At 42.7% G+C, this 13,050-nt stretch carries 6 protein-coding genes; 5 read left to right on the plus strand and 1 reads right to left on the minus strand.

The annotated features are described in order from the left end of the window. Positions 1 to 396: 396 nt before the first annotated feature. On the minus strand, positions 397 to 2,736 hold the full coding sequence (locus C900_RS18155) for an OmpA family protein (protein ID WP_009581601.1): 2,340 nt from the start codon (positions 2,734 to 2,736) through the stop codon (positions 397 to 399). A gap of 219 nt (positions 2,737 to 2,955) precedes the next feature. Between C900_RS18155 and C900_RS18160 the strand changes: the two genes are divergently transcribed. The 5 genes from C900_RS18160 to C900_RS18180 are packed head-to-tail and all read left to right on the plus strand — an operon-like array spanning position 2,956 to position 13,042. Then, positions 2,956 to 6,114: an MFS transporter gene (locus C900_RS18160; protein WP_009581602.1), complete on the plus strand. Its 3,159-nt coding sequence runs from the start codon at positions 2,956 to 2,958 to the stop codon at positions 6,112 to 6,114. A 23-nt stretch (positions 6,115 to 6,137) separates the two neighbouring features. After that, positions 6,138 to 7,589 (plus strand): DUF4062 domain-containing protein, encoded by a 1,452-nt coding sequence (locus C900_RS18165; RefSeq protein ID WP_009581603.1) that lies wholly within the window; start codon positions 6,138 to 6,140, stop codon positions 7,587 to 7,589. A 7-nt stretch (positions 7,590 to 7,596) separates the two neighbouring features. Further along, on the plus strand, positions 7,597 to 10,764 hold the full coding sequence (locus C900_RS18170; RefSeq protein WP_009581604.1) for an nSTAND1 domain-containing NTPase: 3,168 nt from the start codon (positions 7,597 to 7,599) through the stop codon (positions 10,762 to 10,764). A gap of 4 nt (positions 10,765 to 10,768) precedes the next feature. Further along, on the plus strand, positions 10,769 to 11,809 hold the full coding sequence (locus C900_RS18175) for an outer membrane beta-barrel protein (protein ID WP_040497063.1): 1,041 nt from the start codon (positions 10,769 to 10,771) through the stop codon (positions 11,807 to 11,809). 6 nt (positions 11,810 to 11,815) lie between these two features. Further along, positions 11,816 to 13,042 (plus strand): hypothetical protein, encoded by a 1,227-nt coding sequence (locus C900_RS18180; RefSeq protein ID WP_009581606.1) that lies wholly within the window; start codon positions 11,816 to 11,818, stop codon positions 13,040 to 13,042. Positions 13,043 to 13,050 lie beyond the last annotated feature (8 nt).

Raw genomic sequence — 13,050 nt, forward strand, 5'->3', positions numbered from 1 at the left:
AGAGAAGCAGGGCTTTTTTGATTATAAGGAGGCTACATTTTTTTTGAAGAACTCTCCAGATGGCGCTTGTTCTGTGCTGTAACGCGTGACTTCAACTCAACTTTTAAAACCAAGGGCTTCACCCCTGGCTTTAAAAATTAGCCTACAGATGGGATATGTATTTTTCCTTTAAGTAAACGGCTACGGACTCGCGCTGCTAAAAAGTATGTAAGATCATGACCGGCCATTTTTTCTACTTCTTGTCTATAAGAAAACTCTAAGTGGCTTTAAGAAAACGTTCCCGCCAAAGGGCGGGACGAAGTGCCAAAAAGCGGAGTCCCGTACAGTTGTTACAGTTGTCGGGAAGAGCATTTTTGGGGCGAGCATAACGCAGACATTGACGTTTTCTTAGAGACACTACTTCACCTCCCGGCCATGTTCATTTAGATCCACTATCTGAATTTCCACTCTTCGGCCTTCCTCCTTACTTGAATTTTTATTTTCGGTTGCTCCATATCCCCGCGCAATTATTCTTCTTCTAACAATGCCTTTTTGGTTGATATAGTCAAGTACTGCAATGGCCCTTTTGTTGGAAAGGTCTCTGTTGAATTTTTCATCCCCTTCAGCAGAAGCATACCCGGAGATCTGAACACCCAACTCGGGGTACTCCTTTAGTGTAGCCAGAATCTTATTCAGAGCCTGTTGATAACCGGATTGAAGTTCACTTTTGGCCACATCAAAGTATACCTTCACTACGTCCTTTAACAGAGCAGGATCATATTTGGTTGACCTCTCCCTTTTCAGTTCCCTTTGCTTTTTAGCTTCTTCTGTTACATACATGGTAGGCAGTGAAAAGATCGTTTTCCCATCAACATTTTTCTGCTCGAACTTACTTTCATCACTCTCATCGTAGTAATATACACGTGTAGCCGCCTCAATAGCCTCAGCATCGCTAAAATCCACACCTTCAATAGGATTCTTCATGTTGATCAGACTTATCAGATAATCAATGCCTTCCTGATCATTAGCAGCAATGAGGTCACTCATCAACTGGTAAACATCAATGCTATCACTTTTCACCAGTGTAGCCTCATGTGTTTTTCTCAGGTCTGTTACTGCAGCTTCGTGAGTATCATAAAAGGCATTTTTCACCTCAACCTCCTGCCCTACAATAACATCAAATTGTTTGATCGTTTTTAAAAATATTTTCTGATACAGTTCATAGAAATAGGTCTGTCCCGGAATATTAATATTCAGTGTATAAGGCAGGAATCCCTCTGATTCTATGATCATATCATAATTCTTGGCTGGGGGCAGAATGATCAGGTAATTCCCTGTTTTGGGGTCAGGCTGGTATACAAAATCGAGTTTTTTCCCCGATTCTACATCAACCACATAAATGGTAGTGGGCAAAGGCTCATTGGTTTCGCCATCCAGGATCTTTCCCTTGATCATGGTCAGCGGTATATTTGCCTCTTCTTCCGGCATATCTATAGAATAGATATCCTGACCACCTTGCCCGCCTTTCCGGTCCGAAGAGAAATACCCTTTACGCCCGTCAGCAGTCAATGTGAAATAATTATCGTTAGCAGTAGTATTGATAGGATACCCCATATTCTCCGGTGTTGTCCACTCATTATTAAAAAGTCTGGTAACAAAGATATCACGGCCACCCATTGTATTGTGCCCGTTAGAGGTAAAGAACAGGGTCCACTGATCCGGATGTATAAAGGGGGCGTCTTCGTCATATTTAGAATTAATTTTTGGACCCAGGTTTATGGGCTCTCCCCATTCACCCGATTCGCTTCTTATCGATTTATATATGTCAAGCCCTCCGAAACCTCCGGGTCGGTTGCTGGCAAAATATAGTGTTTTACCATCTGGAGTAATACTGGCGGTTGTTTCCAACGACCTGGAGTTGATTTGGCTTCCCATGGTTATCGGGTTAGACCATTCGGTTCCCGATTTATCAATCGAATACAAATTCCCTGTACCTTCGGCTCCACCTATAAAAATCAACATTCGTTGCCCGTCTGCCGATATACCCGCAGTACCCACGTTGTAATTAGAAGTGATCTTGATGGGCTGAGGCTGCGACCAAACTCCAGATGTATTGTATGAAATATAGATCTCCTCTATGAATTTATCCGCAGAGCGTGTTTTCCCCGTATTCGGTCTCAAGGCTGTAAATGCCATAACACTCTCATCGGCCGATACTACCGGGTTGTATTCAGTATACTGTGAATTCACTACCTGGCCAAAATTGAGCACATTTATTTTCTTCGGACTGCTCATCATCGCCAAAGCATTACCAGCTATTTCTATTGCACGATCGACCTCAGCAATTGCTGCTTTGTCACCCTTTATGGTATTTTTATACTTTCCATAGTATTCTATCGCCTTTTCAACATTTTCATTTTTGTGGTAAGCATCCGCCAGATCAAAGTATACGCGTGAGGGCAGTTGGTCTACACCTGTTTCAATTGCCTTTTCGAAATAAGGGATGGACTTCACCTGCTCATTGATCTCATAGTGATTTTGGTAACTAACCGCGGTCCGATAGTACACCAACGGGTCATTCACTCCGCCCTCTATTGCTTCCAAATATAATGGCAATGCCTCCTTGTAATTCCTGATCTTAAAGTATTTGTCTGCATCGTACACTTTCTTTTCGATATTCTGAGCCTGTGCCAAAATCACCGAAAAGAGTAGTAAAATAGCTGTTAAGCAGTGAATTATGATCGTTTTCCTTTCCATTCCTCTCTGATTATGTTTCAACCTTCAATAATAAATATAATTTACAGTTTATAACATACAAATTTAATCATTTCTATTACATGCACACTCCTAATGTGAAGGGAACATCAGAAACATGTTTAAACATATAACTTAACCATTATAACGCATGATTTTTCATGGAAAATATTTACTTCTACCGATTAAATATTAAATTGTGGCCTTATTAGGTTTTATAGTATGGGCTTTAATAAAACCATCTTCAAAGTTTTGGGTATAGAGGAGGAAGAGTCTACAAGGATTTTTTTACTTCTCGGAATGGGTTTCTTCATTGGAATATTTCTTGCCACATTGGACGTGGGGGCCTCTACCCTATTTCTTAATAATTTTGATGAAGAAACAGAATTACCACTGGCAATTCTACTTTCCGGTATTTTTGGTATCGTAGCCACGGCCATATACAATTATTTCCAAAACAGGATCTCCTTTGGTACACTTGCCGCTGGTTCATTAATTATTATTACAATCATATTGGCCGGCATTGAAGCTGGTTTTCGAACTACTGACGATCCTCTCCCTCTTTATTTCTTTGCCTTTACTTTTATTGTACCGTCCAACTTCATTGTCCTGCTGATTTTCTGGGGCTCTTTCGGCCGTATGTTTAACCTGCGTCAGGCCAAAAGAGTTATAGGAAGTGTGGATACCGGGCAATTAGTAGCATCCATTATTGCTCTTTTTTCCATTCCCTTGATGCTAAACTACCTCGATCACACACAAGATCTGCTTTTTGTGAGCCTGATCAGCGTAGTCGGGTACCTGTTAGTTTTCTTAATAATTCTTCAAAAAAGACTCTTCATTAAAGGAGACAAGGGGAAAGCACAAAGCATCGATTACAGTACTATCATCAGAAACAAGTACATTGCCCTGATGGCACTGTTCGTTATCATCTCCATGATAGCTATCAACTTCGTTGATTATTCGTTCCTTAACGTAACCACCAAACAATTTACAGAAAAAGAGCTGCCTACATTTTTAAGCTTGTTTGAGGCGACAGTTGTAATTTTCAGCTTCCTGTTCCAGACCTTCGTTACTGATAAGATCATAGCCACCTATGGTCTCAAAGTATCACTGCTGATCAATCCTTTGCTCATCGCTCTTTTCACTGCTTTGGCAATCCCTATTGGGTTTTCGCTCGGTTATACGGGCGAAAGTGATACCATTATCTACTTCTTTATTATCATCTCCATGAGCAAGCTCTTCCTGGCTTCACTGAAAGATGCACTTGACGGCCCCGCTTTCAAGCTTTATTTTTTGCCTATAGATGGTGCCGTTCGCTTTGATGTTCAAACTAAAATTGAGGGGGTGATCACAGCATTTGCAGGGCTAATAGCCGGAGGTCTTATCATTCTGATCAACACGGTTAATATCTTCAGCCTTATCCACATCACCGTATTCACCTTGCCGATACTCGGTCTCTGGTACCTGGTAACAAGGAAAATGCATAATAATTATAAGAATACCCTACAGTCTACCCTGATAAAGAATAAAAAGCAAAATGAAATTGTAGCTCAAAACGAATATTCCCTGGACCGGGTTCTGGAGAATGAGATCAATAGCAAGGCTGAGGATAAGGTGATATATGGATTGAAGTTAATGGAAAAGCTGGAGCCGGCACTATTTGAATCCACAATCGTTCGTCTCGCAGAAGGTGAATCCGGGAAGATCCAGGCCTATGCTACTGAAAAGTTAAAAACCCTTGACATTGAATTTGAACGTGGCACTGAAATAAAAAAACTCGCGAAACAAGCCGTTCAGGACTCTGACGATTCGGAGGTAATATCAGTACCTGCAGACAAACTGGCCAGGCTGAGCAAGTCAATCAAAGTCAGCGACAGGATATTGGCTGCTAAATTGTTGAGGAAGCTGATCAACGACAGGAATATATTTGTATTGCTGGAGCTTCTGCGGGATATCGACCCCCGGGCAAAAATGGAAGCTATTATTACTGCCAGAAAAGTAAAAAGACCGGAAACATGGACAGTTTTGGTGGAGCTACTAGACTCACCTACCTATTGCAATGCTGCTTCATCTGCGTTATGTGAAGCCGGGGAGCGTGTACTCAATCACCTGGAAACTGCTTTTCACAAATCAGGACAGAGCGATCAGGTAATGCTAAAAATAGTACAGGTTATGGGGCGTATTGGCGGGCCTCATGCTATAGAATTGCTATGGAAGAAGATAGAATATCCCGACAAAAGGATTGTGAAACAGATATTGCTGTCCTTCAGGTATTTTGACTACCAGGCACAGGCTGGCGAATTGGCTAACCTTACCAATCTGCTTGAAAATGAAATAGGAAAAAACATTTGGAATCTTGCCGCCCTTATTGAAATTCCTTCTGAAGATAAAAGGTTCAACTTCCTGCGTGATGCCCTGAAAGAAGAGATCGCCAGTAATACAGATTCAATATATATGATACTCTCTATCATGTATGATCCGCAGTCTGTACAACTGGTAAGAGAAAACGTGGAAAGCGGCACCAGCGATGGTATTGCATTCGCTATTGAGCTTTTGGATCTTTTCCTGGCTCCTGAGCTTAAACCTAAACTGTTTCCCCTGATTGATGACATTCCTATACAGGAAAAGGTAAGACAGTTACAGATCCATTTCCCTCGGGAAAATTACAACCTGATCCAGGTGTTGAATTATCTGCTTAATAAAAACTATAACCAAACCAACAGGTGGACCAAGGCTTGTGCCATTCATTGCCTCGCTTTTCTTCCTGAATTCAGGATCAGTCGAGGGCTGATAGCGCAGTTGTTCAACAGGGATAAGCTATTACATGAAGTTGCAGCCTGGGTAACCTTTCACAAAGATCGGCATGCTTTTGACAGTGTAGCCGAAAGACTGACTCCGGAAATAAAAAAGTATCTTGAAGAATCAATAGAAAATAACAGGCTTCAGGAAGGGCTCAAAGATGGTTATTTTCTGAGCATTGAAATAGTCATGTTCATAAAAACCCTGCCTATGTTTAAAGACATCAAAGGTATACTGCTGTGTGACCTGGCAGATAAGATGACTAATCTCCGGCTAAGGTCTGGACAAAAATTAAACTTCTCTGCTTCTGAACAGGAAGAAAAAATAGTGATTGTGGCTGACGGAGAAGCACTGCTAATGAACGGTGATAGTGAAGTAATGCGTCTGAAAACAGGTGATGTATTTGGTAATGTATTCAGCCTTGATGAACGCATAGAAGCTTCACATCTGGTTGCATTTGGTGATGCCGTGGTTTTCCATCTTTCCGTTTTTGATTTCTATAATGTACTGGCTAACCACCATGAACTGGCTCAGAGATTTATTAAAAACATTTACAAAAACCGAAAACAAATAATTTCGTAAAAAAACCAACTTACTACTATCATATGGCCTTCGAGATTGACATATTAATAACCTATGCTGATGCAGACAACCAACCGGCTGAAAGTGGGAATGGCTGGGTAACTGATTTTAAAAGGTTTCTGGAACTAATGCTTCAACAGGTACTTGGAGAGAAACCGAAGATGCTTTTAAAATCAGAACATGATAGTATTACAGGAGGAGATGTTAAAAAAATAGGGATACTGATCCCAATTTTATCTCCATCGTTTATAGCCTCAGGAGAATGTCTCGATACCCTGGAAGAGTTTCTGAAAGCAGCAAAATCAGATTTCCCCAGAGTATTTAAAGTACTAAAAAAACCAATCACTTTCGAAGAACAACCTACAAAACTACGAGAGTTGATCGGGTTTGACCTGTATAATATGGACCTGGACACGGGTCGTATTGAGGATTACAAAGACTTTTTCAGTACAGAGGCAGAGCAGAACTTCTGGATGAAGATGGTTGATCTTGCCTATGAAATTCATGAAAGCCTTATTTCGCTCGAACAAAAGAGTAAAAGAGCAGATGTAAAGCCACTTTTTAGCAGACGGTCTATCTACCTGGCTGAAACCGGCCATGACCTGACTATACAAAGGAATATCATCAAAAGAGAGTTGCAAAGGCATGGATATAAGGTCCTGCCGGATCATACACTGCCTCAAAATGTAAACGAATTAAAGAAAGTCATCAAAAAGGAAGTTGAGGAGAGCAGTTTGTCGATCCACCTGATAGGAAATTCGTACGGAGAAATACCGGAGGGATCTGATAAATCCATTGTCGATATTCAAAACCAGATAGCATCAGAAAAAAGCTCTTTATTGAAAGATAAATCGGCTTTTTCAAGGCTTATCTGGATATCTCCCCACCTGAATCATGCCAGTGAAAAGCAGATCGCCTTCATAGAAAGTATAAAAAGAGACATGGCTTCCACAGAAGGTGCGGAAATATTACAGACACCTTTAGAGGATTTTAAGAATATAGTAAGGGAGGAGTTGATTGAAGTAGGCATCGACAAAAAGTTGAATCGCCATACAGAGGAGGCTGTGCAGAATGGAAAAGTAAAGGTATACATGCTCTACGATAAGCTGGATGAAAAAGATGTTGAACCCATCAAAAAATTCATTGCAAAATCCGGATTTGCCGTGCTGGAGCCATCTTTTGAAGGCGGGTTGTTGACATTGAGGCAACATCATATTACCAACCTGAGAAATTTTGATGCTGCCATAATCTACCAGGGAGGAGTAAACGATCAGTGGGTGAGGATGAAGCTACTGGATCTTTTGAAAGCTCCGGGCTTCGGCAGAAGGAAACCGGTGAAGGGGAAGGCTATTATCAGCAAGAAAGAAGAAAAATTAGATATAAGCTCTTATAAAAGCCATAATATAATGGTGATAGACGGGTCCAAAAAGGACTCACTCGATTCACTAAAAGTTTTCCTGGAAGAATTAAAGTAATAGCACCATGAGTGATATTGTTGATGATAAATTAAGCTTCTCACCGAAGGCCACAACCGTTGAAGCCAATCCCTTCCCCGGGCTGCGCCCCTTTAAGATCGAGGAGAGTCACCTTTTCTTTGGCCGTGAAGGACAAAGTGATGAAGTTCTGCTTAAGCTATCAAAAAATAGATTTGTAGGCGTAATAGGTCCCTCGGGAAGTGGTAAGTCATCTTTTATTTATTGTGGTGTATTACCAATTTTATACGGTGGTTTTCTTACCGATACCAGCCCCAACTGGGAAGTAGTGGTTACCAGGCCCGGAGCCGGGCCAATAGAAAATTTAGCTGAATCCCTGCTACAGTCAGATGGCTCCTACCTGGTTGCCGATGGCGAAGAAAAGAAAATCAAAAAAACCATTATTACAACCCTGCTAAAAAGTAGCTCATTAGGTTTGGTGGAAGCCATTATGCAATCGCGCAGGGCACAAAACAAAAACTACCTGGTGCTTGTGGATCAGTTCGAAGAACTGTTCCGTTTTAAAGACAGCGCTGATTCAGGCACCGTTAATGAGACCCTGGCTTTTGTGAACCTGCTGATCGAAGCCATTAACTATGCCGATGCACCCATCTATGTAGGCATCACTATGCGGTCGGATTTTATTGGCGACTGCGCCCAATTTCCCGATCTGACAAAAAAGATCAACGATAGCCACTACCTTATCCCGCAAATGACCCGCGAACAAAAAAGACGGGCCATCGAAGGGCCGGTGGCTGTGGGGGGTGCAGAGATCACACAAAGACTGACCCAGCAGTTGCTCAACGATCTGGGTGACAATCCCGATCAGTTGCCTATCCTGCAGCATGCCCTGATGCGAACCTGGAGCTACTGGAGCAAATACAGGGATTATGAAGAGGAACCTGTAGATATCAAGCACTATGAAGCTATAGGCACCATGTCTGAGGCGCTCTCTATGCACGCCAACGAAGCTTATGACGAACTCACTGAAGACCAAAAGCATATCTGTGAGTCGCTGTTCAAAGCTATCACTGAAAAAAGGGGAGAAAATTTTGGTATCAGAAGGCCCACCCGACTTGGAGAAATAGCCGCTATAGCCGATGTTTCCGAACAGGAAGTAATTGAAGTGATCGATAAATTCCGGGAGCCCGGAAGATCGCTGCTCACCCCTGCCTTTACTGTAGACCTGAATTCCAGGTCGATGATCGATATCTCGCATGAGAGCTTGATGAGAATTTGGGTGAGACTCAAAAACTGGGTTGACGATGAGGCTGAGGCAGTACAAATGTACCTGCGACTATCTGAGGCTGCCGCCATGTATCAGGTAGGTAAGGCGGGCTTATGGAGACCACCCGATCTGCAGTTGGCGCTCAACTGGCAGGCCAAGCATAAGCCTACCCTGATCTGGGGGCAGCGGTACCACCCGGCCTTCGAGCGTACCATGGTGTTTCTCGAATATTCCCGCAAGGAATTCGAAACAGAGCAAAGGATAAAAGAGCTTCAGCAGAAACGCAGGTTGCGAAATGCCAGAGTTACCGCCCTGGTGCTGGCATCTGCCACGGTTATTTCCATTATGTTCCTGATCTATGCCTTTATCCAAAAAGCAGAGGCTGATTCGGAAAGGTTACGCGCTGAGGCCAATGCCGACCTGGCTAAGCAAAATGAAGCAAGGGCTAATGACGCTAGGAAAGAAGCCGAAGAAAATGCAGAAATTGCAAAAATAGAACAGAAGAGAGCCGAAAGTGAAAAGGAAAGGGCCGAAAGCGAAAAAGACAGAGCAGAGACAGCGCTAAAAGATGCTGAAGAGCAGCGTCAAAGAGCAGAAACCGGTGAAGCACTGGCCAAACAAAATGAAAAGCTGGCCATCGACAACCAGTTACAGGCCGAAGAAAACGCCTTAATAGCGGCCAAAAATGAAAAAGAAGCGCTTGCAGCCAAAGCAAAAGCGGATCGTCTCAGGTATCTGGCTATTGCCAAAGCCATGGCCATTAAGTCGACTCAGTTCAGAGATGAACAGGCTACTCTCAAAGGACTATTGGCTCAGCAAGCATATATTTTCAATACTAATAACGATGGTGATAAATACGATCATGACATTTATGACGGTCTGTATGAAGCGCTTAAATCACTTAAAAACCCACTTGTAGAAAGCCTGGGAGGGCATGATAAAGGTATCAGAGCAGTAGTATCTACTAAAAACGGTAATTTCATCTACTCTTCCGATACGCAGGGCAAGATATTACGCTGGAACTTAAAAAATGCTAATCGTGAGGCTGACACCCTGATCAGCAGTCGTGCCGATCGTGTGATCAGGACCATCGCGGTCAGCTCCGATAACCGGTGGTTGATTGCGGGAGGTGAGTTTGATCCCAATAAGTCAAAGCAATCTTTTATTGAAGTACTGGATCTGAACAACATCGGCAAAGGACCTCGTCAACTTTCTGGTTTTGAAGGTGATGTGTGGAACCTGCAATTCACCCCTGATAATAAAGGCTTAATTGCCCTCGATAAGGGAGGAAGAAGTATTAAATACAGTGACCTCAACACCGTAAAAGAAGTAGCTACCAGCTCTTTCAGACTAAACGATATTGAACTTAGCAGTGATGGCAACTGGATAATTGGAGCTGGGAATAACGGAAAAGTAATGCTTTATGATGTAAGGCAGGGGTACAAAGCTTCTGAAATATATGATAATAAAACCAGGCTCTGGGCTGTGGCCATTAGCCCTGTTGATAACATCATAGCCATAGGTGACGAGTCCGGACTAATTAAAACCTTCAGATTATTCTCCAATGAGCCTCCGAAATCCTTGATCGGCCATATTTCACCTATCAACGATATCAAATTCAGCAGTGACAGAAGGTTTATTGCCAGCGCTTCTAAAGACAAGACAGTAAGGTTATGGAACAGGGACAACCTCAACGCACAGCCTATTACATTATCTGACCACCCGACCTGGGTATGGACCATTGCTTTTAGTCCCGATAATGAGCAGATACTCGCCGGTACCCAGGAAACCGTGGTAAGAGCCTGGCCGACAAAAATTGAGACCATGGCCGATAAGATTTGCGGCCACCTTGACAGAAATATGAATCAGGAAGAATGGAACACCTATGTAGGAGATGATCCTGACCTGAAATATGAAAGTACCTGTGAAAACCAGCCTCCTAACAATTAGGTGTATGAGAAAAATTCTACCAGCAGTATCATTATTCACTATTCTTAGCATATCGGCCTTTGGCCAGAATGTATGTACGCAGACATTGCGACAAGCGAGAAGTGTATATGACGAAGGCCGTATTCATGAGCTGCCAGCTTTGCTCGAAAGCTGCTTAAAAAGTGGATTTACAGATGATGAAAAGACTGAAGCCTACCGGCTTTTAATACTTTCATACATATACCTCGATGAGCCTGAGAAAGCCGATCAGACGATGCTCGCCCTGCTAAATCACAACCACGAATTCCAGATCAACCCGCAAGCAGACCCGGCAGAGTTTATCAGCCTCTATGGTACTTTCAGAACAAAACCCGTTTTTAGGGCAGGTCTGCGAGCAGGCGGAACTTATAGCCTGGTAAACGTGATCAATAGCTACGGGGTACACAATCTATCCGGAGCTACCGCTTCATACACCGGAAATGCCGCTATTGAAGCAGCCGCCATCATTGAAAAAGACTTTACTGACAGAATTATCGGACAGGCTGAAATTGTTTTTTCCAGCAATAAATTTACTTACGAAAACGAGAATTTCCCTGATGATGATGGGCTGCCATACGCCAGGGTAGTAGCGATTGAAACACAAAGTTGGTTGGGTTTAAATATACTTGGTCAGTATAATGTCTTTCCCGACAAAAGATACCAACTCCATGCCATATTCGGTCCATCTGTAAGATATCTCTTAGCCGATGACGCCAAAATAGAGACGGAATTTCCAAAAGGAGGAGAACAGGCATCAGGAGCAGATGAGGACCTTAGCCCGTTTCGCAACAGCCTGAATTTTGGCCTTAGTGCCGGGGTTGGCGTAAAGAGAAAATTAGGAAAACAATACTTCTTAATGGACGTCAAATACCACTACGGCTTCAAAAATATCACCAAAGTACACTATGATAACAGCAGGCTTAGCACCTACTACGGTTTTGGTTTAAATGATATGACTGTAAGTTCGGTATCTGTATCCGTAGGACTGCTATTCCAATATTTCAACCCAAAAAAATTAACCGACTAAAGCCTTATGAACAAATTGTGGGCCATATCATTAGTTCTTTTTGCCCTGCTAACCGCATGTGAGGATGAAGAGGGCGCTACACCTGGTAACTCGGCAACTTATATAAGGCTATTTGGCGGCTCAAATTCGGATATTGCATATATGGCCATACCCACTAGTGACGGTGGTGTGCTCTGCCTGGGAACAACGGAAATTGAAACCCCCACGGAATCCGCTTTTAGAATTCGCCTCATAAAAACCGACATCAATGGTAATATCGAATGGCAACAATTGTATCCTCAAGAGGATCAGGAATATAGCCTTGTCGGAAGGTCAGTTTTGGCCGTTGAAGATGGTTACATCATTGTTGGTGACAGTATTAAGGATGAAGACAATTCAAGCTTAGTATTATTCAAAGTGGATTTGTCTGGCAACGAAATTTCCGGCATGAAAAAAACCGACACACTTGAAAATGCCCGGCTACATGGTATTGACCTTATCCGATCAGGAGATGACAACAGCCTTGTTGTACTAGCCAGCATAGAAAGTGATAAGATAAATAGTGACCTCTACCTCGCCAGGATCAACAGCAGCGATCTGACGATTGATCCTGATTGCAGAAAGTTTTATACCGGAGGAAATGTAGATGCCGTTAAGTCTCTATACCAGACGAATAATGGTGATCTGGTCTTTAGTGGCACTGTAAACGCATTTTCCTCAGGAAATGCCCGACTGTTCCGCGTCCCTGACTGTACCTCTTCACTGATATCAGGGCCATTACTAGTACAGGGAACATCCAAAAACTATACAATAAACCAGGTAGTACCTGCAGGTAATGGATTTGCCATGGTAGGTACCACCAACGATACTGACAACGGCAGCAATGATATTTTCCTTGCCCGGCTGGGACCACTAGGCGCTGTTCAATTCATGAAAATATATAACAATATTGAAGGTGCACCTATGACAAACGCAGAAGAAGGATTAACCATCACTACCACCAATGATGGAGGCTTTCTTTTAGGCGGCTCCACACTCACCAATACAAAGGGTGAAATAGACATTATCATTATAAAAACCGATGCATTTGGTGCCATCCAGTGGTCGCGAAGATTCGGGGATATTAATGAAGAATATGCTACTTATGTAACACAAGCCCCCGATGGTGGATACCTGATATTTGGTAATACCGAATTTGGGGGGATTGATACAATGATCCTTATTAAGACAGACTCTGAAGGTAATGTAGAGTAGATAACCTA

The sequence above is a fragment of the Fulvivirga imtechensis AK7 genome, assembly GCF_000331535.1.
GTDB classification, from domain to species: Bacteria; Bacteroidota; Bacteroidia; order Cytophagales; family Cyclobacteriaceae; genus Fulvivirga; species Fulvivirga imtechensis.

What these genes read in the sequence shown, in the direction of transcription:
- C900_RS18155 (WP_009581601.1), bottom strand. Translation starts at nt 2,736, where the DNA reads ATGGAAAGGAAAACGATCATAATTCACTGCTTAACAGCTATTTTACTA.
- C900_RS18175 (WP_040497063.1), top strand. Translation starts at nt 10,769, where the DNA reads ATGAGAAAAATTCTACCAGCAGTATCATTATTCACTATTCTTAGCATA.
- C900_RS18165 (WP_009581603.1), top strand. Translation starts at nt 6,138, where the DNA reads ATGGCCTTCGAGATTGACATATTAATAACCTATGCTGATGCAGACAAC.
- C900_RS18180 (WP_009581606.1), top strand. Translation starts at nt 11,816, where the DNA reads ATGAACAAATTGTGGGCCATATCATTAGTTCTTTTTGCCCTGCTAACC.
- C900_RS18160 (WP_009581602.1), top strand. Translation starts at nt 2,956, where the DNA reads ATGGGCTTTAATAAAACCATCTTCAAAGTTTTGGGTATAGAGGAGGAA.
- C900_RS18170 (WP_009581604.1), top strand. Translation starts at nt 7,597, where the DNA reads ATGAGTGATATTGTTGATGATAAATTAAGCTTCTCACCGAAGGCCACA.